We start from the raw sequence: 25,503 nt of genomic DNA, 5'->3' as shown, positions 1-25,503 counted from the left end.
GGTATTTAGCTGCCTATTGGTTTCATTCAATATATATAAACGTTTATACTTTTATATGCTATATATTACTCCTTTAATCCCCCTTCTGACAAGCCGCTAACGATATATCTGTACAAAAATAAGGAAATAATAACGGGTGGCAGCGAGGCCACGAATCCGCCTGCGGTCATTAAGCCCCAGTCAATGCTATGTTTACCAATAAATTCGCGAACAGCGATGGGCAGCGTCTTGGATGCATACGTCTGACTGAAGGCACTTGCAAATATGAATTCATCCCACGCATTTAAAAAGGTGAAAATCGCGGTTGCAGCAATGCCCGGCAGCGCCAAGGGTAAAATGATCTTGTGCATCGTTTTGAATTTGCTGCACCCATCCATATACGCTGCTTCTTCCATCTCTTTGGATATAGATTGAAAGTAACCGCTCATTAGCCATATGGCGAACGGCAAACTAGTGGCTATATAGGCAATAACCAATGACCATGTCGTATCTAACAGAGGCTTCGTTTGCAGAAGTTGAATGGATGTGAAAGGAATTGAAATGCTAATTCCTTCTCGCATCATAATGTATAACGGCACAATGATACTGATCGACGGTAATAACTGCATGGCTAGAATAACGAAAAGTAACGATACACGGAAAGGAAATTTGATTCTCGCTAGCGCATAGGAAGCAAATACCCCAACAAAAATCGTAATCGCTGTTGTCCATAAGGAAACCGAAAGACTGTTTTCCAAAGCGTGAATGAAATCTTTCCCCGTATTGCCCTGAAACAGCTTCAAATAGTTTGCAAACGTTGGCATATGAGGGAACAAATGCCCTGATAGTAGCTCTTGTGATTGGCTAATGGAAGAAATCATCAAATAAAGAAATGGCGAAAGGGTAAAGATGGTTAACAGTGAAATGCCGATCCATAGATAGATAGGAGGAATAAGCTCACTAGGACTGACTTTAAATAAACGAACCCTCCAGGATTGGGCCGTGTTTGCTGTCGCTTTGCTCAACGTTTTTCCTCCTCTAATGTTCCTTTTGCTGTCTTTTCAGCATGATCATATAGATGACAATGAAAATCAAAATAAAAATGGTGGAAATCCAGGCCATCGCGGAAGCTCTACCTAAATAAAAGTACCGGAAAGCGAAGTTGTACGTTAAATAACTAACCGACGTATTCGGATTTCCTGTAAAGACGGTTAAAATATCATATACTCTGAAAGCACCGATCACTCGCAGCACTAAGGCAACCATTAGAGAAGGCATAAGCTGCGGGAGTGTTACATGCCATATTTTTTTCCAAAAATTAGCCCCGTCAATAGCCGCTGCCTCATACAACGACGCCGAAATGGATTGCATGCCCGCTAGAAGCAGCAAGGTCATAAAAGGAGTCATTTTCCATATATCCGTTACCGCAGTAAAAAATACAACTTTGGTAGAGCTGGAGAGCCACACAGGATTCGTGTCGGCCCCCAGCACATGCAGCTTGTGCAGAATCGTATTCAAAGCGCCATACCCTGGCTGATAAATCCAATTCCATAACAATCCGTTTACTAACGTCAGCATGGCCCAAGGTATAATGATGATGCCCCGAAAAAACGATCTGCCAATGAAGGTTTGATTGAGTATAAGTGCGCAAAGAAAACCAATAACTAATTCAATGACCACTGAAAAAACAGTGAAATAACTCGTATTCTGCATGGAAATCCAAAAGTCTTGCAGCACTGAAATATCGATAAAATTCCTTAAACCCACATACTCAATGGCGGAACCATCCATCAAATTGTATTTAAAAAAGCTCCAAACTAGCGACTGTACGATGGGTAAGATAAAAATTCTTAATAAAAGATACAACGTAGGCGCTAGCAACAGAATAGCAAATAAGATATCTTTGCGTTCCTTCTTGGAGTAAGGCAGGAAAGTTTTTCTTGTGTCAACTTGAGTATTATGCATTTGCGTCCCCTCCTGACACGGCTTTACTTAGCTGCTTTTTGTATAGCTTCGTCGATTTTTTTGGCAGCTTCATCCAGTGCTTGTTGAGGCGTTTGGTGCTTCGTCAACCCACCAACAACTTGGTTGGACAAAATATCGGCCCATTCCACATATCCAGGAGCATTCGGACGATTGTGCCCATATTGGAATTCCGGCATAATTTTACTCAATGACTTTGTCGTATCTGCCTTAATGATCGCTTCGTCGGTGTAAAGCTCCTGCAGAGATGGATATGTACCCGTATTCGCATAAAATGGAACTTGGAAATCCCGTGATCCAATCCAGCTTAAGAACGCAAGCGCTGCTTGTTTTTTCTTACTTGATTTCATAATTGCGATACCCTCGGAACCCGTAACCGAAGAAGAAACCACATTTCCCTGGCCTGGCAATAATCCTACATCGCTTTGATTCACAACTTTCGATTTCGTTGGATCATTGAGATCAGGATACATGTTTTCCCAGTTGCTCATCATCGCAATTTTGCCAGCCATGAAGGCATTTTTCACATCTTCTTCCGTCCATTGCAGGCTTGCAGGGTCAACCGTTTTGTCTACATTAATCAAGTCTGACATATATTGCAGCGCTTGTACCGATTCTTTGGAATTCACAACAAGCTTCCCATTGTCCCCAAGCATATTTCCGCCGAAAGCGTAAACCATGCCAACATAGTCGCACAGCAAGCCTTCCGCTTGTTTCCATGCCCAACCAGAACCGTAAACGCCATTAGCTGTCAGCTTTTTAGATACTTCTCTAAACTCGTCCCACGTTTTTGGCGGATTCTCGTAACCTGCCTTTTTCAATAAATCCTTGTTCCAATAAAAATGTTTTGTACTGGAATAATACGGAATGCCCATAAGATGATTATCAAACATGGCCGAAGAAAGCGAGGATTGCGTGTATTTCTTTTGAACATCTGCCGGAACAATTTTGCTTAAATCCTCCGCAATGTTCCCTTTGAAAAATTGTCCCGCCCAAATGGTGTCCATCTCAACAACGTCAATGTCAGAAGAATTGGATAAAGCTGCTGTCGTAATTTTCCCGTATAAGGAGTTATAATCTACAGCAAGCTCGTTGACTTTAATTCCTGTTTTTTCCGTGAATTGTTTGAATAACGTTCCAATCTTCCCGTCCGTATCTACGACAAGAACCGTAATTTCTTGCCCCTTTAACGATGGATCATTCACTTTATCCCAGCTTAATTCACTAGCAGATTTATCCGAGACAGTAGAAGACTCTGTCGCTTTAGCAGTGGATGATGCGTTGACACCGTCTGATTTCGTTGGCACCGTACCGCAGCCCGCCAGAAAAACAGTCACCGTTAAAAATGAAACAACACTTTTCAGCTTTAAATTTTTCAAATGTAACCCTCCTCTTTTTTATAAGCCACAAGACAAATATGCATTTTCACAAAGTATAAACGTTTATACTTAATACATACATAGTAGCTTTTTTCATTAAGGGTGTCAACCATTTTAAAATAGTTGTGTTATATAACCTCACATCATTGTAAGCGATATCTTTCAACTACTGGGAGATCCCCTCATTGATAGTGAAGGCCCCTTTGTTCCTGCCTCCTTCGCGAGCCGAGTATGTTCTCGGACTCGTAGGAGGCAGCGAACTCAGAACTCAAAACTGAAAACTGAAAACTGCGAATTCCAAACAGCGAACTTACCTTCCCGTTTTGAGTTCAGCCAGCAAGGTGACCTCTTTGGTCGTAATCACGTCTACTCCCATCTCGATAAATCGCCTTAAATCTGCAGAAAGATTTACGGTGTACACCCACACGGCTAGTCCCGAAGCATGCGCAAGCTCCACCAGCTCTTGACGGCACGTTAAATAGTCCAGATTTAACCCGTAATAACGACCAGCTAAAGCTGTTTGGCAAACTTTAGTCGCGTATAAGGTATACGCTGCCTGCTCTTGCGCAGTGAATTCTCTCGGCGTATTGTATAAGACCTGCGTATCCATATGGCCGTTCGTGATCTGATCACTGCAGCCGGTAATAAAGATGTGATCTAAACGATCAAACTGTTTAATCACCTTCATAACAGGTTCAATCGCTGCAGGTATCTTGATGTCCAAATTCAAAGCCACCTCATATTGCTTCGCAACCTCAAGCAGTTGGGTCAATTTGACCAATTCATGCTGTTCATAGATCGGACTTATGCTGGATCTTACTTCATATTGATTCAACTGTTCATAGGTATATGTATGAAGATACGGGTGGTCGTCGTGGAGCAATACAACCGTCCCCTCCTTCGTTATTCTTAGATCCACTTCAACGATGTTCGCCCCCGAGCGAACTCCTTCAAGAAAGGATTCGATCGTGTTATCGGGTGCTTGGCCACACCCCGTATGCGCAGCAATTATAGGAAAGTCAGCTTCAATCATCAATATCCCCCACGCCTTGGTCAAATTTGAAAATAAATCGGATTCGTAAAACCAATCATCGTGTAGCAGCTATGAAATACCCCACTGAGCTCTGCCCGAAGCCACTTCAACCCTCTATGATCAACTTCGCAGCACACGGCAGAATCGGATCTAGACACATTGAGTTTAGCAAGCTGGCCCATATTACTGGACAGAGTGACCGTCAATTCCTGCTCAGCTAATTGCCAATAAGACGACCTTGTCGCGAAATCTACTTCTACATGAATGAGCACTTTCTCCGCCTCACCAATTGCAGGAACCTCGTCTCCACTATGGAATCTATGTCCTGAGTCAGCGAGTTGAACCGTACACAGAATCAGTGGTCCCATCGTAACGCTAACTGCGCCTCTACGGATCGCGTTAACTGCCAGCCTCTCGTAATCCACTTCATCGGAAGTCAGCCAGGCATCGTTCTCCATGCCCAAATAGGACACAGCGATGGGTTCCACTACGGAAACGGAAGAAACATGCCAATCCCTACCGCAAACGCCGGCAATCTTATAGCCTTGGTTCAGTAAATCAGTCCAGAGCTGAAATGCTCGAATATTGCTATTCAAGATGGACGGAAACGTGTAAGACCAGACCTCAATATAATCAATATCATGCCAGTTTGTAATCTCATATTCCCAGTAGCAGCCTGTACACAAAGGACTGCCAATTCGGAACGGATGCGCGATGCCAACAATCCCGCCTTGCTGATGAACCCTCTCAATACCTTTGTGAATATCCTTAATGCCCAAATCTCTCCAATCAACATAATCGCTAATCCCGATAGCGAGCATATGGCCAAAGAATGTCGTCCATTCCATCCCTCGAATGATGTGCAGCTTCGTCTCGGATTGAACGGACTGGCCGTCTAATAAAGGAGACATCGTATTATGATCGGTCATCGCGATACCGAACAGTCCTAGCTCTTTGGCGCTCTTGGCCAGCTCAAGCAGCGAATGCTCGCCATCGCTATGATACGTATGGGTGTGCAGCTCATAGGGAAGCCATTGTTTCATACGGTATCCACTCCTTCCCATACGATCAGTTGAAAGTTACACGTAGCGGTCACCAACGCGTGGATACTCAGCGTTACGGACCAAGTCCCGCTTCCGATGGGTCCAGGCATTAACCCTGGTGACGCCAACTCCTGCGTAAGATACAAGCTTTGTTCAGGATCATGACGGTGACAAGCTCCCCTGAACCCATTAGGGTCGTCAACTGAAACCGTGATTAAATTTTTCAACGGCAGGAATCGCTGCCAGTTTTGCTCAAAAGATGGCCCATTGCTTTTAAGTTCATTAGCAACGGTATATTTTTGCAAGCTGAGCTGAATGATCTCTTTAGACAACCTTTCATCGTCCAATGATTTTGGCGAATAGTTAAAATCGATACCTAACTTTTTACTTTGTTCAGATACGACAAACGAATACGTCACATGCGTCTGTGACTGTACGAACGTTAACGTTTCCTCTACCACTAGCAATTTCCTCATCTAGATGTCCACCTTTAGTTAAAAGTAGACCGCCCTTACGGGCGATCTGCTCGACTTATTTTTGTGCAGCCAACCAATCTGTCGATTCTTTTTGCGCTTTATCCAGTGCAGCCTCCGGTGTCGATTTGTTCAGCAAAGCCTCTTCTACGCTTGTAGATAAGATGGATCTCGGCTGACCTGAACGATACGGATAACGTGGCGCCCACAGTTTACCCATAGACTCCAGTTCTAGCTGCGCGTGTGGACTTTTTTGGATACTGTCCCATTTCATAGCCGACTTGATGACAGGAAGGAACTGAGCGCTTTGTTCATCCCACATATATTTCTGGAAAAATTCGCTAGAGCTGAACTTCAAAAACTCCCAAGCCAATTCTTTGTTTGCGCTGCTTTTGGCAATCGAGTACGGGCTGCCTGCGAACATACCACCCATTTTCTTATCCGGATTCACGAACAATTGAGAGACGCCATATTGATCCTGCAAGCCCGCAGCATAAATGGTATTGATGAAGATCGGTTGTACGCGGATGTGAATGGCAATGTCATTCGCTGCCGTCCCCCATTTCTCGCCACCTTGTTTCACAAGTGCCCCTTTTGGTGAAAGGGCATTCAGCTCATTCATCCACTTTAACCCTTTAAGCATTTGTGGAGAGTTGAAGTTCACTTCCATTCCTTTGAACTGAAAGCCTTTCCCCCAAGTGCCGCCGTACGATTCGGCCGCATTAACAACCGAATCCGCAGCATCTGCTCCAGCATAGAAAGCGCCGTAGTTTTGTTTGCCCGTTTTAGGATTCGTGCCCGTCATTTTCTTTGCTTTTTCTAAAATCTCTTCAGGTGTCGGATTTTTGGTAAGCGGCTCTACGCCCCAGTCACTGAAAATCTTTTTGTCGTAAGCGATAAAGCGAGTATCTCCAATAAAAGGAAGGCCATACACTTGCAGTTCTTTATCCTTAGGCCCCATCGCTTTCCAGCCTTCAACTTGATTGTCGATGTACAGGCCTAAATCAAGCTTGTCCTTCTCGATATAAGGAGCCAGCGGTTCGAGTAAATCTTGATTGGCCCAACTCGCGATCCCGGGCACTTGAAATACATCTGCTCCTTTGGAGCTGAGCATCGCTTCCGTTTTTTGCGTGTAACCGTCCCAGCCCATCAGGACGAAATCAAGGGTCGTACCTGGATAAATCCGTTCGAACTCTTTCTTCAGAACAGACACACCTTTAATTTTTTTGCCCGAAAGCGGATCTGTTTTGTCGTCCATGCTGAAGTCGCCAATCAATTGCACCTTGAGCGAGCCTGACATTTTCTTATCAGACACTTTCGTTGCGGCGTTCGTCTCGCTCGATGGAGCTGCCTTATTTTCAACAGCCTTACTTCCGCAGCCTGTCAATGCTTGCACCGCTAATAAAGTGACCAAACTGCCTGCTACCATCCATTTTTTCGTCTTCTTGTTAACCATGCTTCTCAGCCTCCTGAAATTAAATTGACTTTGACCTCGTTCATAACCTTATCTTGAAATCGGAAATCGGCCCACAGCTCCTGGCTCCGCTCACTCTCCCTTCAAACCGCTTAATGCAATACTGCGAATGATATATTTTTGTAAAAAGAGGAAGACCACAATAATCGGCGCAATGCTGGCTGCCGCCAGTGCCATCGTGAGCCCAGCCAAACGCGTCCCATTCTCAAAAGAGAAGCTGGCAAGAAAAATCGGAATCGTACGCAGCTCGTGATCGTTAATCACAACTAGCGGCCAAAGAAATGCATTCCAGCTTTCAAGGAAGGACAGGATCGCCAATGTGGCGATAATCGGTCCCGTTAGCGGCACATAAATTTGGAGAAATGTCCTTCCCTCACTAGAGCCATCAATCTGTGCAGCTTCCCGCAAACTGTCGGGCAGCTGGTCAAAGTACTGCTTGCAAAGCAATATACCAAAACCGTACAAAATGGCAGGTGCAATGAGCGGGATGAACGTATTAATCAGTCCAAATTTATTGAACATCGTAAATAAGGGGATAAGTCTCGTTTCCATCGGAATCATCATCGTAGCGAGGACGATAAGAAACAACGCTTTTTTACCTTTGAACTGCCCCTTAGCGAACGCGTACCCTGCCAACAGTGAACTGGAGACACTTAAGCACACGACACATGCAGCCACAAGGCCAGAGTTCAAATACGACTTGAATAGCGTCGCATTTTCCATCACGATATCGTAATTGAACACAGACGCATTTTTCGGATAAAAAGAGGGCGGAAACGGCGGCTGCAAATTAGCAGTCCGTTCAAAACTAATACTCAGCATCCAAATAAAAGGTGAAATCATGAGGATACTTAAGACAAGAAGAACCGCTAAAATGATAATATCCGCTGCGGACAGCTTCTTTCGAAAAAGACTCGTGATGCGCATGTAGTTCACCTCTTACTTAGATTTTCATCTTCGTTATTTTTAAATTGAGTGCGGTGAAAAATAAAATCATTGCAAAGAGTACATAAGCCGCTGCCGAAGCAACGCCGTATTCTGTACCGCCAAAACCTCTTTCATAAATAAAGCCGACGATCGTATAAAGCGAACGAGCAGGACTTCCTTGGATTCCCCCCAGCAAATAAATATCTGTAAACCGCTGAAGGCTGCCAATCCAACCAATGACAATAAGAAAGGAGAACGTCCCCGTCATATTCGGAATGGTCAAATAGCGCCATTTCTGAAAACCCGTTGCTCCGTCAATAGCTCCTGCTTCATAAATATCCTCCGAGATCGCCTGCAAGTTGGCTAGGAAAATGATGATGACAAAGCCGAGCCAATGCCAGGATCCAAGTAAAATCGCACCCCAACGCGCACTCGCAGGTTCCGCTAACCAAACCGAAGTTGGCAAGCCAAGCTTACTAAGAAAATAATTCAAGAGTCCGAAATCAGGATGAAGCACGAACAAGAATAACATCGAAGCAGCAACAACCGAGGTTATGTAAGGGATAAAGAACATCACCTTAAAGAAGTTTTTCCCCCACTTTAGCTCGTTGATGAGCGTAGCTAAAATAAATCCCAAAGGAATGGTGAGAAGCAGTTGGAAAAAGCCCATGTAGAAGGTGTTAAACACCGCTTGCCAAAATACATTTGAACTTAATACCGTTTTGTAATTATCAAGCCCGGCCCACGTTTCAATGGCTCCCCCTGCGTGATAAAAGCTTAAGCGGAACGATTCCATAACGGGGTACACCATAAACAATAGAATACCCATAAAAGTGGGAAGCAGAAAAAAGTACCAGATGACTGAATTTCGTTTACGTGGATTGGTGTGGCCTCGCATAAGATCTCCTTTCCTAGTGGGAACGTTCCCACATAACTCATAATGCTGCAATGAAATAAACATATTGTGACTTGGAGATCCAGATAAATTAAACAAATCTATTACTTGCTCGTACTTATTGCACTCGTGGTTCCCCGAACCATCAACTTCGGTTCGTACTCAATTCTCTTCCCGTCCAAAGCCTGTTTCTGTATCAGACGATCCAGCATGTAAACCGAATCCTCTCCCATCTTTTCCTTTTCGATATGAATCGTAGTTAACGATGGCGTAGATAAATGGGCATAGTCAATGTTGTCTGACCCAATAACCGAAATGTCCTCCGGAATTCGCAGTCCCTTTTCCAAAATAGCCCTTATGGCACCAAGCGCTAGCAGATCATTGGTCGCATAAACAGCAGTCGGTTTAATAGGGGAACGTTCCCACATTGCCAAAAGACATTGTTGCCCATCATCAAACATCGATGTAGGCGAATAGCCCACCTGCTCTTCCGAAACTCCACAGCCTAAATCACGCAGCCGCCCCCGAAAGCTTTCTAAACGCAAATAGTGACTCCGGTGTTCCTGCGGGCCTGCAATGACGCCAATTTGCCGATGGCCTAAGGCAAATAAATGGTCTGCTGCCAATACGCCGCATCGTCTGTCATCGTTCACAAGTTGAATCACGTGCTCGCTTTCCGTCGTGCCGTTCACCATTAGAAATGGAATATGGAAACGATCGAGATAGCCAATCATTTCCTGGTTAAGCCGGCTAATTAGCACCAAACCGTCGACTCTTTTCTCCAGCATATCGTCAGCGGACCGCAGCGACATCTCTTTATCCGTCGAAACGAAAACCGAGTAGTTCAGACGTTCAGCTGTCGCCAGAATCGCATCGAGTATTTTCCCATAAAAAGGATGGGAAATAATCGGGTGATGCTGCCGGTAAATGATGACGCCAATGTTATAGGTACGTTGCGATACCATCGCTCTAGCCACCGCATTCGGTTTGTATTCCAGTTCTTCGATGGCATCCAGGACTTTTTTACGAGTTTCAGGACTTGTATAGCCCGTTCCGGCAATTACTCGTGAAACCGTAGATTTTGAAACGTTTGCACGCCTCGCAATGTCAATAATCGTAACACTCAATCGAGAACCTCCAATTTGCGTATCTAAACTCGAAACCTTCTTACAACAATTCAACAATAACAAGCTAGTGTTATCCGAGTGTTAATTAGACGTGAAGATTATATGTTGCTTCTTCGTTCCCTTGCTCCCCAAATACAACGCAAAAAAGGGTAAATCGAGCATGAAAATCTACACTCGATTTACCCTTTGGGGTTATTTTCAACCTATGCAATTCCGCTTATTCTTTAACCACTAGGCCAAAGAGCTCTGCAAAGACAGACGCCTGTCCCCGTGAAATGATACATCCTTGCAAATCCTCAACACCTACCCCTAATTGCATGAAGGCACAATCGCTTAAGTCAATTCCGTCTAGCTTCGTGCTCGATAGTTGAGCACGATCTATATTCGTAGCGTTAAAATCTACCTTCTGCAAGGTGCACGTATATAGATCCGCGCTTACTAAGGAGCAGTCTTGAAAAATGACCTGCTTGAAATTGGAAAAACGAAAAGTCGCATAGTCCCCCAAGCAATGGTCAAAAAGAACATTTCTTAACGTTGCCCCCATCAAATCGATACCTATAATTTTGCAGTTCCTAAACTCGGTTCGATGAATGGTTGCTCCATTAAAATTAACGTTGGACAGATCGCATTTTTCGAAAATGACATCGGTGAACTCAATATCCGTCAATGCTGTATCTGTGAACGTGACATTTTGAAAGATGACCTTCTCAAACGAGACCTTATGAGCCCTCTGGTCTTCAATTGTACAATCGCTAATCATTCCCAGACTGAACTCATCTTCTGATTCTATCCGGTGTTCGAATGCTATCCGGTTAGACAGATTCTTTGGCATTTTCGGCGTTTCTATTTTCATATCCGTTTGAAGTCCCCTCTTAGCAGATCGCAACTGCTTTTACCGTTAATAAATATTTTACCTTGGAAGGGACTTTACGGCAAACCTTGTATCGCTTGTAACCCTTGTAAACCGGAATCAGACCATCTTCTGGTATAAATGCTGCAAATAACACCAACGATAAATGAAGTAGTAGATGAGTTGAACGGCTACAAAGGACGCGAAAATAGTGATCGAGCTGTTCACGACTGAATAATCGATAAGCTGCTGTAAAGCTGCAAAGGCAACTCCACTGTGAATGATTGCCATCACAATTGGCAGGAAAAACATCAGCAGAAGCTGCCCCGTAACGATTTTCCTTAGCTCTTTTTTAGTTAAACCGATTTTGGAAATCATTTGGTATTGCCGCTCGTCACGTTCCATATCCGCATACAGGCGGAAATAGATGAAGCTTGCTGCAAATGTGAAGAATACAATGCCTACCAATACACTGACCATTAACAAAATACCATTTTGTTGTTTGGTCGTAATCCACTCGAAAACAAGAGCTCGGAAATGATATTGACTATCAACATCTTCCTTGATAATTTCCTTTAGCTTTTGGGATACTTCTTGAGTATCCTTCCAATTTTCTACAATGAAGTAATAAGAAGTTTGCAAATGATGCATTTCCGCATCTGCAGGCAGCTTGTCATACAACGAATCGGTAACAACAATGGTTCTCTCCGCATTAGGCAGGACCACATAAGGAACAGCCTTCTTTACTTGCAAATTGATCTCCATCTTACCTTGCCGGAAGGGAACGGAAACAGGCACCTTCCCGTGCTTGGAGAACTCTTGTTTTTCCGTCATGTTTGCTGGCGTATAGATGATTTCGTCATCGCTACTTAGCATTTCCTTTGGGTAACCTTGCGCTTCGGCAAGACTATTAAAATCGGTTAACTTCACAACAGTTAACCCGTTTTCCGTATATTTCGGAAGAGCCGAACCCATTCGATAAGCGAAGTTAGCGTCCTTCAGCTGCTGTTTGATTGCTAGAAGATGAGCACTGTCTTGCTGATTCTTCTGGGTGGAGACATAGGTGAAGGCATACGGGTTCATCATTTGGGCCAGACCCGGATTTGCGAGGGCCAAACAACTCCCCATTCCCGTGAATGCAACGGCCAATACAGTAGCTACGATAAAGAACATAATCGCATTATCTTTCATGCGATACGTCAATTCAGATAAGGTCAATACATTAGTTTTTCTGAAAAACAGACGTTCGTTCTTTTTTAAGGCTCGAATAACATGCACACTCAATTGGGTGAATAAGAAATAGGTTCCTAACACGACCAGTGCTACCCCTACAGTTAGGAGTACTAGTGAAAATGCCTTCTCTAGTACAACAAAAAACACGACTGCATACCCTAATCCGATAAGCGTTATCGCTAGCAATGCTAGTAAGATAGACGATTTAGGTTCCGGCTTCGGTCTATCTTCTGATTGCATAAGCTCAACCAACTGCACCCGCTTTCCTAATCTAGCTGTAAATAACGAAATCACAAGAAAGAGTAGAAAGAACGATCCCCCAGTCATCCAAACCGCTTGTATCGGCACATAAAAAGGCAATCCCTTCTGAATGAAGAGGACGCTTGCGCTAATTAATAAAATCAGCTTGGAAAAAATCAACCCAATAACAACGCCTGACATTATGGATGCAATCCCAATGAACATATTCTCGATGAATACAAGCTTATTTAGTTGTTTGGGTGAAATTCCAAGCAGCATCAGAATCCCAAACTCTTTTTTTCGCATTTTGAGAAATGCGCTCACTGAATAGAGCAGAAAGAAGAATGAAAATATAAATATTAAGTACTGCGAAACTTTCATGCCCATTGTTGCTAAAATACTCAATGTTGCGCTGCTTGAAGCCAGCTCGCCTTGTAAATTAGGATGAAACAACAACAGTGCATAAGTGAAAAAAATCATAACCGAGAAGGCGCTGCTCAAGAAGTAGGCCATATACGCACGTTTATTTCGGAGGATATTATTAAACGCGAATTGTCGGAAGTTCATGTCCATTCCCTCCCAATAACGACAGCACATTCATGATTTTCTGATAAAAAGAAGATCGATTGTCACCGCGGTGTATTTCATTGTAGAGTTGTCCGTCTTTAATGAAAATGACGCGATCACAATAACTGGCCGCCATCGCGTCATGCGTCACAAGCATCATTGTGGCATCCTCTTCTCGATTCAATTTGGCTAATAGCTCCATGACATCACGAGCGGATTTTGAATCTAAGTTGCCTGTAGGTTCATCCGCAAGCACTAATTTGGGACTATGAATCAGCGCACGAGCGATAGCTGTTCGCTGCGCCTGTCCGCCAGAAATTTCATAAGTGCGCTTATTTAAGATGGGAACGATCCCCAATTTCTCTGCAATAGCTTCTACTCGCCTATTCATTTCCTTGATATCCTTACCATCCAAGGTCAGCGGGAGAATAATGTTCTCTTTTACCGTTAAGGTATGGAGAAGATTAAACGACTGAAAAACAAACCCCAATTCACGACGCCGAAAAAAAGCAAGCTTTTCCGCTGATAATCGATGCGGATTCTCTCCTTGAATCCAGATCTCTCCCGAAGAGGGGGAATCGATGGTTGAAACCAGATTCAACAAGGTTGTTTTTCCGCTTCCTGACGGCCCCATAATGCCTACAAATTCACCTTTGCTAATTGTCATATCAATATTGGAAAGCGCTTCATAGGCAACCTTTCCCGGGTAAATCTTATTCAACTTACTCACTTTTAAAATATCCATGGTCATTCTCCTTACCTTTAGTTATCTTTCCACAAGTACCGCGCGTTCTTGTTTCAGTCTAAACTAGCCTTATCTTTTTTCATATGACAAAGCCTTTCATTTACCTAACAACTTTGTAAGGTTGGCGGCAGGATTTAAAAAAACGCCTAACGGCGTCCTTGTCTAAACCCATATGTTTATGCATGGAGAGGGGATTGGGTATGGGGTTCCAACCGCTGTTAAAGTCGTGTTCCTTGAATTTACAAGGTGGTGTGAACACGACTTTAAAGGCGGCCGCTATCGCTTCTCCACCCCATACCCATCCCCTTTTTTGTTCTGCTTTGAGCTGCCTTCTACTTCTCTTTTTGCTAACCTGTCAGCGAAGATCATCCTGACGGTCCTTTTTAGATTTGACGTATATGACTAATCTTGTATTCACTACCACTAGGGGTAATCTTCGTTCACCAAAATACATAATAAATTCGCTAATACCCTTCTAGGATAGCCACTTTTACTCGGCAGCATAAGGGAAAATAACGCGTACCGTCGTTCCTTTGCCAACAACGGATTCAATTTGGAATTCGTGATTCAATTTATCCAGCACTTCTTTGACGAGGTAAAGCCCCATTCCTGTGGACTCTTTGAATGCTCGGCCATTTTCGCCCGTAAAGAAAGGATTACATACACGCGCTATGTCCGAAGCCGGAATACCAACACCCCGATCCCGTATTTCTAGTATAACGGCCCTACCTTGCGAACTAACGCTCACCGTCACGTTCTCTCGGCTGCCCTCTGAATATTTAATCGCGTTGGATACTAACTGTTGGAGAATGAAACGGAGCCATTTCGCGTCGGTATTCACCGAGAATATAGCATCCACGTGGATTTCAGGGTACACGTAACTGCGAATGAATAGCCGTTTATTTATATGTATCACCTCGTTGACAAGTTCCTTTAACGATACTTGATCGACATGAAAGTCTTGCTCGAATGTCTCCAATCTAGCCATATATAACACCATTTCCAGCCCTTGCCGGATCCGATCTGCCTCTTCGGATATGCTTTCCAGCCTTGGATCGTCACCATCATCCGTTATTAATTCAATAACCGATAATGGCGTCTTCATCTGATGTACCCAATGATTCATGAAGGTCACATGCTTTTGATGTTTGTGTTCCCATGATTTCAATTGGCTCGCGTAATGCCCATATTGCGCTGTTAACAATTCGTGCAGCGCGGTGGGTAACGGCGTGCTTTCAAACGGTTCTATCGTTTCATTTAACATCGCTGGCGGATGAGATAGCCGCTTATAGAAAGCACGATGACTAAGAAACCGATAGACGAGAAAGACAATCAACATACATACGCCTAAAAAAACGGCATATAAGGCGGTCGAAAGTCGATTATACCCATCAAACCAAAATACAAGTAAAACCACGAATAATTGCACAATCGTAAATATAAGCAAAGGCACTTGTTCACGCAGAAATAATTTCATGACTACTCCTTATCCTGCCACTTTGCGCTAAGCCGGTAACCGACACCACGTATCGTTTCTAACGCATCCTCAATCCCCAGTTCCGCCATTTTCTTGCGGATGCGCGTCATATTTACGCTAAGTGTATTATCATCGACAAAGGTGTCATCGTCCCAGAGCTTTTCGAGAATTGTTTCTCGGCTAACGATCCGCTGACAGCGTTCAATTAAGGTTTCCATCAAAATCGTTTCCTTCCTCGTCAACGGAACCATTTTATCCTTTAAATGGAGTTCCATTCTTTCTGGATAGAGGATAATCCCGGCATTTTCCACAGTCCGCTCCTTCATCTTAGCGGCATAATCCCCATACACACGTCGAAGTTGACTACGAATTTTGGCCATGACAACCTCATAGTGAAACGGTTTCGTTATATAATCGTCTCCTCCGTTTTCAATTGCCCTTACCTGATCCATCTCGCCGTTTCGCGCTGAAATGAAAATAATCGGACAAGTCGAAACTGTGCGAATTTGACGACACCAATAAAATCCATCAAAACTTGGCAGATTAATATCCATCAACACGACATGTACTTGAGTCTCTTGAAACTTATCGAGCACATGTTCAAAGTCACTAACGATAACCCCTTCATCGCCATACTTGGTTATATAGGATTGCAGTAATTCAGCAATTTTCGGATCGTCTTCCACAATCATAATGCGATACATCGGACAGTCTCCTCATAAAAATTTGTATGCACATAAACAATCTGAACCATGAAGATATTTCCAGCTAATTTACCATAGTCATTCATTTTCTTCAAGTTAGCGCATCTACTATTTGAAACATAAACAACAAATAATCCACAGCTTGCCATTAAAATAATTGCATTCTGCAACATAATTACAGACTACTTCGTTAATAACTTTGCAAGCAACATCAAAACTGACTTCAGAGAGGAATTACTATCATGAATCCCATAATGAAAAAAAGCTTCACTGTTCTAGCTTTGTCCACACTGATGACTACCGGCGCTGCTTACGCTGCAACGAATGATTTACAACAAACGAATACAGTCGTACCCGTCACTACTTCTCAATCTACCACATTGCCAATTTCTATCCAAATTAACGGTGAAGCGGTGACAGAGAAGGGCTTTCAAAAATCAGGTGGCACAGAGCCTATGCTTCCTCTTCGCACGGTTGCAGAAAACTTAGGATTTACTTTGGTTTGGAATCAAGAGAGTCTTTCTGTCGATTTAACGAAAAAGAACCTCTTCACCACTGTAAAGACAGGTGAAGATCGCTATAGCATCAATAAAATGTTAACAACCCTCGGTACAGCGCCTGAATTGTTAGACAACAAATTGTATGTGCCTGCATCCTTTGTTAGTAAAGTACTACATGGCACGGTTACAACAGAAGGCAACTCTGTTGCAATTTCGCTGGAAGAACAACAGAAAACCATGATAGAAAAAGGCGTTATCACAGCTATCAAAAATTCGGGCAACTATGCCTCTGTACAAATTAAAGGCGTAGGCATGGATGGAATCGTGCTAAATGTAGGAAAAGATACCGTTTATCAAATGGCTGACGGTACTAAGCTTAACCTCTCCGATCTACATATCGGTCTAACTGTTGAAGCCGAACACTCCATGGCTGCTACGCTCAGCTTGCCGCCTCAAACGCCTACGTACAAAATTACTGTATTGGACGCTAAGAAGCAGGCTGATCTGCTAGGCACATCTGGTACAATTGAAGAAGTGCGAAGCAATACTGACGGCAGCACCAGTCTTTTGATTAAAGGAACTGGCTTAAATGATCAATCACCAAGCGAAGTGATCCTGCAGCTTACAAACGGAACCTCTTTCATCAACAACGCTGGGGAAACCGTCGAAAAAAGCACACTTGTTAAGGGAGTTAAGGTTGTAGGCTTTTATCAGCCAGCCATGACAAAAAGCTTGCCGCCAATCGGTCATGCATGGAAAATCGTTGTTGAATTAACGCAAAAATAGCTCAAACCATTAGGATTAAGAAAATAAGAAGAGACCCTCCAACTACGGAAGGTCTCTTCTCTTTTTAACGGGTGGGAATTGATTCCATCCTTGATTGAATCGCCTTTACTAGCACAATAAAACAAGTTATCATTTTAAATCATATACCGTTTTCAACTCAGGAGGTTACCCTATGAATGTGAAAGTTGAGGAGGCTCTAGAAGTCACTCTAAGAAATTGGAACATGATGTCGGGGTCAGGACAAAGTGAAGCAGAATCCACCGCGGATGAATTTGAATCTTCTTTTTATCAATTTATCGACGCAGTCCGGGAATGGGTAAATGCCTTAGATCAACGACCTCAGACACTGGATGAACTGCTTAAATTAACGTTAATTAAGCATATTCTTAATAAGCTACCTGCACCTCTACATTTGAATTTCGAAACCGAAGCCGAGCTCATCCTTGAACATACGAGCCGGATTGACGATGAGAAGTATGATTAAGTCGGGAGGATCTGATTCAAAAAGTCATCCAAAGATTGACCATTTCCTTGCAAGAATTCGTTAAGAAATTGTTTGGCTTCATCTGATCCATCAGCAGCAAGAATGTTGGAAATCATTTGTGGGTTGATCAATTCACGCGGCGATATGCTTGCGGAGGACACTAGCCAATATAATCCATACATCTGACTATTTTCCTTACTCATAGCAAGCTTGAGAAATAGATCCAAATATTTTTGGGCAAAAGCTATGCCTCTTAGCGGCTCAGAGCCTACATATTCTACACCGGACCAACGTAGATCCGCAACGCAATTCAACCACCAGGCAGGCTCAACAACTTCCTGCATCTTTCGAATTACATTACGCTCAAAATCCAACCTAGGGTCTTGACGCTGCTCTTGCAGGCAGCCTTCTAGCATTTCCACTTCCAACGCAACGACCGTCATTCCTTGAGCAAATATCGGATCAAAATTACAGAACGCATCCCCCAAAACTAAGAAGCCGGATGGCCACCTCTGCATAATCTCAAAGTGGTGACGAAAACACGCGGGAAGGCGATAGCCACGAGGGGTATCGATCGGTTCGAGCCCTTGCAATACTTCAGCAATCAGGGGACTTGCGAGTTGAGCAACCTCCTTCTCGAAATCTTCCACTTTCGTTGGCGGATATTGCCCGCCCGGCCTGTAAAGCATCACTTCTGCAAGCTGATTTTCAATCATCGAAAAAACACCTGTATAGCTCCCTTTAGAAGGATCGCCTTCAATGCGAATTGTATCCCAGTTTTCAGCGATAGCAGGCGGAACCTTATAGTGACGAGTACTATACCCTAGGGCAACTTTCAGGAGGTCTGGCTGGGGCACATCGTAACCAAGATTCTGCAGCCATTCCACGATTTGCGAGGAGCGGCCGCTGGTATCCAGTACCCTGTCAGCTAAAAGTATCTGCGTCTTCCCCGATCCTCCCCTTTCTCTCAAAATAACACCTGTGACTTGTGTCCGATCAGGTGTTGCTTGCAAGCCGAGGACATCTCGCTTAACAAGGAAATGAACATTAGAAATCCTTTGTACACGCTTACGAAAAACCCACTCCAGTAAGGCCCTGCTGTTTGTTGCGTGATTCTGCGCGTTTGGCCCCAGAACGATGCTTCCATGCTCGTTCATCATATGTAGGCTCTTGTTCAAAGACGAGGAGGCTCCATTTGCCAGTAAATCATCGTTGTACCCCGGAAAGAGACGATCGATAATTTTCTTAGCCCGTGGTGTCAACCGATGGGGATGAAAAGAGTGGGGGGTACCAGCGCGATTCACAGGTCCTTCGGGAAGCTCATCTCGTTCCACAATGAAAACTTCCGTATAATAATCGGAAAGTACTCTTGCACTTAGCAATCCAGCAATGCTTCCGCCAATAACAATCGCTTTTCCTTCTTTTAAGTTGTTCTTCATATTAATCGCTCTTTCTATGTTAAATTATACGATTCATTATTTTCCTAGAACATTCTCTGCCTAGAGGTCGTCCAGTTGAAAAAAAGAAAGCATAGCGAAGTTTGCTCAGGCAAACCTCGCCATGCTTATTCGTCACCTCAACTATCCCTGCACTACACTTGTCCGCTTTATCCGTTCGTTGTTTTATCTACGAACGTAATGTTATTCTGCTCCGAAAACCGCTTTAGCTTGTCAGCCATTGCTGCCACATCGAAACGGTTAAAAAACTTCGAATAACCCCACCGCGATTTCCCATCCAGTTCAATCAGTATATTACCTGGTGTATAAATAATTTGCTTAATATTTTCTGCGTTTAGGATCTTTTCTTTTGCATACCCTCTCTTGGAGAGACTATTTCTGCCCACCTTCAAATAAGGACGACGAACAAAATAAATCAACAAACCAACAAAGAAATAACTAATTGTCGTAAACCAGTACATGCTGTCTGCACCCGACCTAGCCAAACTCGACATCAGAAATACAGCTACGCAAACAAAAAACAGTGAAAGTAAGATGCTTCTCCCCTTAAATACGACGGACTGATCTGGATCAGTGACCGGAGCAATGCCTTGTTTCAACCGGTTTTTATTAACTGTCTTCGCGTTTTTAGTCACCATTCTTTCCCACTTACGCGACATCTATTTACCTCCCGTATACTTGCTTCTCGATGGTCAAAGGATTTCTCCATCTGCTTAATTTCACTTGAAAGTGATACATTTGTCAAGTTTGAACCTGAGTCTCTCTGATTTGAACTTTCGTAGTCTTGTGACTTTTGTCCCGCCTTCTGCTAAATCGAACGAATTTTCCAATCAGGTTCCCTATTGATTGTTGTATTCGGCTGATTCCAACCTTTAATCTTGTTGTTTCTATTAGTTTTTTGTTGACTTTTTACCGTTTTTGTTGCAAATTAGACTTACATGGCACGGAGAGGATGGGTATCAATGTCTAATATAAAAGCCATTATCTTTGATTTGGATAATACATTGTTATGGGATGAGAGAAGTATTGACGAAGCTTTCGAAGCAACCTGCTTAAAAGCCTCAGCAGCGCTGACCCTGCAGCCCGAAGCTTTGGAGAGCGCTGTACGCGAATGCGCCGAGAAGCTTTTCAGCGAAATGGACATGTTTGAGTGGGCGAATATGCTTGAGGTCACCTATCTAGAGGCCCTATGGGGGCGGTTTGAGCGAGGCGAGAATCCCTCATTCAACAAACTGCATCAATGGGCTCCCATCTACCAGCGGGAATCTTGGATTAGCGGTTTACGTAAACTCGGCATCGATGAGCCTGCATTTGGCGCGGTGCTGGCTGAATATTTTGCCGCCGAGCGCAGGAAGCGTCCGCTCGTTTATGACGATACCTTCCGAATCCTTGACCTTCTCAAGCCTCATTACCCGTTGTTGCTTTTGACTAACGGCGCACCTGATCTACAGCAAGAAAAAATAGACAGCATCCCTCATTTAGCTGGCTATTTCGATCACATCATCATATCCGGCACGTTCGGTGCGGGAAAGCCGTCACCATCAATCTTTGAGCACGCCCTGAAGCTATTAGGATTAGCTCCCAACGAAGCGATGATGATTGGGGATAACCTCAATACCGATATTAAAGGTGCGAACCTGGTGGGTATGCCTAATATTTGGATCAATCATGCTCAGCGAACTGCTCCTCTTGATAATCAGCCAACCTACGAGGTTAAGAACTTATCTGGGCTTCTTCCCATCTTACAACCAACGCTCTCCTTATAATAAAAAACGGTTATGGACAATTGTCCTAACCGTTTTTTCATTCGCAGCGTTAAACGAACCGAGCCGTTGTATGCCTGATTACCAATTGAGGCTGTAAGACAACCTTACTGTAACTCGCAGGGGATTGCGCTGGCGCTTGGATCTGATTTAACAATATTTGCGCAGCCTGGGCCCCCATCGTTTCCTCGGACTGAGCCACATGCGTGAAATAGTGAAAGGGCTCAAAGCTAGGTGAAGGATCATCAAAAGTAATAATTGAAATATCCTCAGGTACTCGCAAATTCAAACTTTTGGCCATTGAAGCAATATGCAGACCTAACCGTCCGTTCAATGCAATAAAAGCAGTCGCCAGCCGATTTTTCATTTGAGACAATAACATGTGCTCTTCTTCAGTATCATCGTCAACAATGTCGATTTCCGTTAACATCAGCGCAGGGTTAATCAATGCCTCTTTCTTCTTAAGCGCATCCATGTAACCCGCTATACGGTCTTCAACCGTGAACGTCGGCAGTGGAGAATCGGAGCATATGGCAATATCGCGATGTCCAAGCTCCCACAAATGATCCACAGCTAACTGCGTCCCCAGAAACCCGTTCGAGCAAACGTAATTCGTTTCCACGCCAGGGAAATAACGATCAACCAGAACGAAAGGGTAAGCATTAAGCTTCAAGGTCAATATCTCTTCATTATAATTCTCCGCGTCTGACGGAAAAATGATAAGTCCCTCTGCCCCTTTTTGAATCAGCTCGACGATCGCTTCTTTTTCACGATGAGCTGAATTGTAAGTAAACAGAATAACCAAATAATAGTCAGATTCACCCACGATTTGATTGATGCCTTCGACCATCCGTATGGCAAAATAGTCGCCAATTGACGGAATGATGAGACCGATCATTTTGCGGCGTGACCGATTCGCAGATTGAGACGGCTGATGATCCTCCTGCTTCGCATTCAGCGGCTTCAACTGCTCGACCAAATCTTGTACGCCATGATTGACAAAGCTGCCGCGACCGGGAATTCGATAAATCCATCCTTCTTTCGCCATTTCTGCTAGCGCATTAGCGACGGTAATTCGGCTGACACTGAACTGCTCCATCAACTCTCTTTCTGACGGAATTTTGTCATTTTCAGCCAAATCGCCCGATGCAATTAAAGACTTAAAATGATCTTGCACTTGTATATAAAGCGGTTGTCTATCATTTTGCAACGTGTACCGCCTCCAAATCACCTATATAATGAATGGTCTCATTATATCAAATAGGTCTTTTGCGTCAACTTTATCTCTAGTGTTTTGATTTCAAAAGGAGTGAAATCAAGTTGTACCGCTGCATCCTGACTAGCTCCTTCACGAACGAATTGCTCCAGCTCGTTTTCCATTAAATCAACTAAAGCTACTCTCTCGTAGGGTAGATTAATTTGGAAATCAATGGTCGCATTGGAGCCAGAAGTTTCGTATAGCCTAATGATCAGCGACTCCCGATCCTCCGCTTTTTTTACTGCCTCGACCATCACTTGAGAGGAATTGACGACAAAGTAAGACTTATTGTTAGGCAGCTCCCCCACTTTAGTCGCTACAGGGATCAATTGAAGCGGCACATTCAGCTCATAGCCTTGTTTATAAACTTGAGCATTCACGAAATCCCCTTTGTGAGGTAGAAGCGCATAGACGAACTCATGCTGAGCGCGATCGCAAGTCGGATCTGGAAAAGAAGGGCTGCGAAGCAAATGGATATCGAGCACATTCTGCTGCGCGCTGAACCCGTACTTGCTATCGTTTAAAAGCGCCACGCCGTAATCAGGCTGAGAAAGATCAATCCATTGATGCGCGCAGATCTCGTCCTTCGCGTGATCCCAGAGCGTATTCCGATGTGTTTGCCGTTTCAGATGACCGAATTGGATTTCACAATTCACGTGATCCGTATACACTTGAACCGGGAAAGAAGCACGGAGCATTTTACCATCCTCCTGCCAGTCGACCTTTGTCTCAAAATCAACGCGTTTACTCGCCAAGGTTACGATAATTTTCTGCGTGAGAGACGATTTACCATATGCATAAACTTGTTCCACAATGGCCCGGGGCCCATCTAGATAGGCTTTAACCTCCGTTAGCTTCATCGCTGAAGCCTTCGTCTGCGCATAATCCGCGGGAAAGTCCCAAGCATCGCCATCGTCGTGATAAACAGCCAGAACGTTTGCTTTGCCGCCAACGTCGATGATCTCTTTTTGAAGCTCCTTGTCAAAAATCGAATGAATGCTGCCATCTATGTTAAATTTCACTCGAATAACTTCATTCTCAAGTGTATCGCGTTCAGCGCTTAGATCGTGCAATTCTACAGTTCTAGCCGCGGCAGCATCTATCGTTTGGTAGCCCATTGATGGAACCGCAGCCTCTATCCAATGACCGTTCACTTGCAGCCACTCTTTTCGCTCCCAAGGAAGCGAGTTGAAGACGACAACTGGCTGTTTTTCTCCTGTCGTATCAATTTTATTTGCTGCTTGCTCGTAGTAAGTTTGAATCATTTCTTGAACGCGGAACAGCAAGATTTCATATCTGGCTAACGATTCATCGTATACTCGCTTTATCGATGAACCCGGCAAAATATCGTGGAACTGATACAAGAGTACCTCTTTCCAAATCTCATCCAATTCATCGCTAGGATAGTCGCCTCCCGAGGCTGTGTGCAGCGCCGCAGCAAATTCCAGCTCACGCAGGGCCTTTTCCATTTTTCGATTGTAGCTTTTATTTCTGGCTTGACTCGTTAGCGTTCCTTGATGTTTCTCTAAATAAAGCTCACCCTTCCAACGCTTATACCGCTCGCTTTTTGCCGCCAGCTTGTCGAAAAACTGGAGCGCGGGCTCTTGCTGTACGGGCGCCAGCCCCTGCAAATTTTTTTCCCGTTTCAGCCTTTCCAAATGTTCCTCGCCGGGACCTCCTCCGCCATCGCCGATACCGAACAGCAGCAGGCAGTGATCGGACACATTTTTATCCGTATACCCCCGTTCCGCTTTAAGGACAGACCGAGGTGCAGCAGGCCCATTGTACGTATCCTCCGGAGGCAGATGGGTGAGTACCTGACTTCCGTCAAGCCCTTCCCAGAAAAATGTATGATGAGGATGGTCGTTATAAACGCTCCATGAAAGCTTTTGCGTCATCATATAGGTCATCCCTGATTTTTGCAGCAGCTGCGGCAAGCAGGCGCTGTAACCAAAGATATCCGGGACCCATAAGATTTTCATATCTTTTCCAAATTCCTCTAAGAAGAAGCGCTTCCCGTATAAAATTTGCCGCACAAGCGCTTCGCCCCCGGAAATGTTAGAATCCGGTTCTACCCACATGCCGCCTTGAACTTCCCAACGGCCTTCTGCCACGCGCTGCTTGATTTGCTCATAAAGCTTGGGATGCTCTTCCTTCATCCATGCATATAATTGCGGTTGACTGGCACCAAAAACGTAGTCGGGATACTGCTCCATCAACCTGAGCACGGTCGCGAAAGTGCGTGCTCCCTTGCGCTTCGTCTCCCGAATAGGCCATAACCAAGCCAAGTCAATATGCGCGTGACCAATCGCGCTTACAGACAAGGTCGCGTCCCCTCCTTGCTTGGACAACTGCTCATCAAGCAGTTCACGCGCCTTCGCAACCGTTTCCGCTGACAGATCCACGAGCAGCAGATGCGCGTCATACAGCGTTTGCAGAATGCGCTCTTTTCTTGCCGAATTCGCCTCCAAATGCTCCGCTAACTCCAAAAGCACCTCATAATCATAGAAGAGCTGTCTAGTCTCTTCTGCGCAAACGGCAATTAGCGCTTCCTTCAACGTCCCGCTTCGATAATAACCAAACAAGTCGTTGCATCCAGCATCGCCCCATAAATCGATGATTTCTCCCCCAGCCGCCTGTGAATGAATGGGGACGACACGTTTTCCAGGCAAACCAAGCGTAAGGTCAAACTCTGAATTCACATTCGTTAAACCTTGTAGGGGAGTGCCCTCTTCGTCGAAGAGACAAAGCTCTCCGTTGATATCGAGGAGGAGGACAATTTTACTCTCCGCAGCCGAAGGGGGCACGATGCCCTCAAAATGAAACCATGCGCAATCCCACAGCTCTCCCCACTTGTCGCCGGGATTCAACTGAATTTCTCGTCCAGCTGTTTTTTCTTCATAGCTAACAGGCTCTTTCGTTACATAAGCCTTAACTGACAAAGAAGCTATAGGTTCATAAATATGTTCTTCAATCTTTTTCAAAGTCTGCTTCAGTCTTTCTACACGAATGATTTCATACGGCATTTCAGACACCATCCTTTTGGGAATATGTTCAATATGTCTTAATAATATATTAAATATATCATTTAATTCAATAGGCTTTTATGTTTCATCGACACTTTTA

22 protein-coding genes are annotated in these 25,503 nt (G+C 44.2%); 3 read left to right on the top strand and 19 right to left on the bottom strand.

The features are described 5' to 3' along the window. Positions 1–65 precede the first annotated feature (65 nt). From GK047_RS02155 to GK047_RS02085, 15 genes are all read right to left on the bottom strand, one after another. Positions 66–1,004, bottom strand: coding sequence for a carbohydrate ABC transporter permease (locus tag GK047_RS02155; protein ID WP_163940623.1), 939 nt, complete (start codon positions 1,002–1,004; stop codon positions 66–68). Between the two features lie 13 nt (positions 1,005–1,017). Beyond that, positions 1,018–1,944 carry a carbohydrate ABC transporter permease gene (locus tag GK047_RS02150; protein ID WP_163940620.1) on the bottom strand — a complete coding sequence of 309 codons (927 nt, stop codon included), beginning with the start codon at positions 1,942–1,944 and terminating at the stop codon, positions 1,018–1,020. A 23-nt stretch (positions 1,945–1,967) separates the two neighbouring features. Further along, entirely contained in the window at positions 1,968–3,341 is a 1,374-nt protein-coding gene (locus GK047_RS02145) for an extracellular solute-binding protein (RefSeq protein WP_163940618.1), read from the bottom strand. Between the two features lie 310 nt (positions 3,342–3,651). Continuing rightward, positions 3,652–4,374 carry a glycerophosphodiester phosphodiesterase gene (locus GK047_RS02140; protein ID WP_205516215.1) on the bottom strand — a complete coding sequence of 241 codons (723 nt, stop codon included), beginning with the start codon at positions 4,372–4,374 and terminating at the stop codon, positions 3,652–3,654. Between the two features lie 20 nt (positions 4,375–4,394). Then, positions 4,395–5,417: a CehA/McbA family metallohydrolase gene (locus GK047_RS02135; RefSeq protein WP_163940616.1), complete on the bottom strand. Its 1,023-nt coding sequence runs from the start codon at positions 5,415–5,417 to the stop codon at positions 4,395–4,397. Beyond that, positions 5,414–5,893 carry a hypothetical protein gene (locus GK047_RS02130; protein WP_163940614.1) on the bottom strand — a complete coding sequence of 160 codons (480 nt, stop codon included), beginning with the start codon at positions 5,891–5,893 and terminating at the stop codon, positions 5,414–5,416. Before GK047_RS02130 ends, GK047_RS02135 begins: the two co-directional genes overlap by 4 nt. 55 nt (positions 5,894–5,948) lie before the next feature. Beyond that, a complete protein-coding gene (locus tag GK047_RS02125; RefSeq protein ID WP_163940613.1) occupies positions 5,949–7,346 on the bottom strand; it encodes an extracellular solute-binding protein in 1,398 nt (465 codons plus the stop codon). A gap of 90 nt (positions 7,347–7,436) precedes the next feature. Continuing rightward, complete coding sequence (locus GK047_RS02120) at positions 7,437–8,291, bottom strand: carbohydrate ABC transporter permease (protein WP_163940610.1); 855 nt, start codon at positions 8,289–8,291, stop codon at positions 7,437–7,439. A 16-nt stretch (positions 8,292–8,307) separates the two neighbouring features. Then, positions 8,308–9,189, bottom strand: coding sequence for a carbohydrate ABC transporter permease (locus tag GK047_RS02115; protein WP_163940608.1), 882 nt, complete (start codon positions 9,187–9,189; stop codon positions 8,308–8,310). Between the two features lie 101 nt (positions 9,190–9,290). Next, positions 9,291–10,313 carry a LacI family DNA-binding transcriptional regulator gene (locus GK047_RS02110; protein WP_163940606.1) on the bottom strand — a complete coding sequence of 341 codons (1,023 nt, stop codon included), beginning with the start codon at positions 10,311–10,313 and terminating at the stop codon, positions 9,291–9,293. 217 nt (positions 10,314–10,530) lie between these two features. After that, positions 10,531–11,166 carry a pentapeptide repeat-containing protein gene (locus tag GK047_RS02105; RefSeq protein WP_163940604.1) on the bottom strand — a complete coding sequence of 212 codons (636 nt, stop codon included), beginning with the start codon at positions 11,164–11,166 and terminating at the stop codon, positions 10,531–10,533. A gap of 117 nt (positions 11,167–11,283) precedes the next feature. After that, the gene (locus GK047_RS02100) at positions 11,284–13,203 is read right to left on the bottom strand and encodes an ABC transporter permease (RefSeq protein WP_163940602.1); all 1,920 of its coding nucleotides are present in this window, start codon (positions 13,201–13,203) and stop codon (positions 11,284–11,286) included. Continuing rightward, positions 13,178–13,948, bottom strand: a complete 771-nt coding sequence (locus tag GK047_RS02095) for an ABC transporter ATP-binding protein (RefSeq protein ID WP_163940600.1) — start codon at positions 13,946–13,948, stop codon at positions 13,178–13,180. Before GK047_RS02095 ends, GK047_RS02100 begins: the two co-directional genes overlap by 26 nt. Before the next feature lie 490 nt (positions 13,949–14,438). Next, on the bottom strand, positions 14,439–15,425 hold the full coding sequence (locus tag GK047_RS02090) for a sensor histidine kinase (RefSeq protein WP_163940598.1): 987 nt from the start codon (positions 15,423–15,425) through the stop codon (positions 14,439–14,441). Between the two features lie 2 nt (positions 15,426–15,427). Next, positions 15,428–16,129, bottom strand: a complete 702-nt coding sequence (locus GK047_RS02085) for a response regulator transcription factor (RefSeq protein WP_163940595.1) — start codon at positions 16,127–16,129, stop codon at positions 15,428–15,430. Positions 16,130–16,371: 242 nt separating this feature from the next. On the opposite strand from GK047_RS02085, the gene GK047_RS02080 reads away from it, so the two are divergent. Further along, positions 16,372–17,415, top strand: a complete 1,044-nt coding sequence (locus tag GK047_RS02080; RefSeq protein WP_163940594.1) for a copper amine oxidase N-terminal domain-containing protein — start codon at positions 16,372–16,374, stop codon at positions 17,413–17,415. Between the two features lie 172 nt (positions 17,416–17,587). Continuing rightward, positions 17,588–17,899: a hypothetical protein gene (locus GK047_RS02075; RefSeq protein WP_163940591.1), complete on the top strand. Its 312-nt coding sequence runs from the start codon at positions 17,588–17,590 to the stop codon at positions 17,897–17,899. Here the strand turns inward: GK047_RS02075 and GK047_RS02070 are convergent. Both GK047_RS02070 and GK047_RS02065 read right to left on the bottom strand, forming a co-directional pair. Next, on the bottom strand, positions 17,896–19,338 hold the full coding sequence (locus tag GK047_RS02070; protein WP_163940589.1) for an FAD-dependent oxidoreductase: 1,443 nt from the start codon (positions 19,336–19,338) through the stop codon (positions 17,896–17,898). The genes GK047_RS02075 and GK047_RS02070 overlap by 4 nt on opposite strands. A gap of 167 nt (positions 19,339–19,505) precedes the next feature. After that, on the bottom strand, positions 19,506–20,015 hold the full coding sequence (locus GK047_RS02065) for a hypothetical protein (protein ID WP_163940587.1): 510 nt from the start codon (positions 20,013–20,015) through the stop codon (positions 19,506–19,508). Positions 20,016–20,318: 303 nt separating this feature from the next. On the opposite strand from GK047_RS02065, the gene GK047_RS02060 reads away from it, so the two are divergent. Beyond that, positions 20,319–21,122, top strand: a complete 804-nt coding sequence (locus tag GK047_RS02060; protein ID WP_163940585.1) for an HAD family hydrolase — start codon at positions 20,319–20,321, stop codon at positions 21,120–21,122. Between the two features lie 49 nt (positions 21,123–21,171). Here GK047_RS02060 and GK047_RS02055 read toward each other — a convergent pair whose 3' ends face one another. Together GK047_RS02055 and GK047_RS02050 are read right to left on the bottom strand one after the other, a co-directional pair. After that, positions 21,172–22,329: a GntR family transcriptional regulator gene (locus tag GK047_RS02055; RefSeq protein ID WP_163940583.1), complete on the bottom strand. Its 1,158-nt coding sequence runs from the start codon at positions 22,327–22,329 to the stop codon at positions 21,172–21,174. Positions 22,330–22,370: 41 nt separating this feature from the next. Further along, a complete protein-coding gene (locus tag GK047_RS02050; protein ID WP_163940581.1) occupies positions 22,371–25,403 on the bottom strand; it encodes an alpha-mannosidase in 3,033 nt (1,010 codons plus the stop codon). Between the last annotated feature and the right edge of the window lie 100 nt (positions 25,404–25,503).

The organism is Paenibacillus sp. SYP-B3998 (assembly GCF_010820665.1).
In the GTDB taxonomy this organism is placed as follows: Bacteria; Bacillota; Bacilli; order Paenibacillales; family NBRC-103111; genus Paenibacillus_E.
The sequence above is the reverse complement of the archived record's forward strand: the minus strand, read 5'-3'. Positions and strand labels throughout refer to the sequence as shown.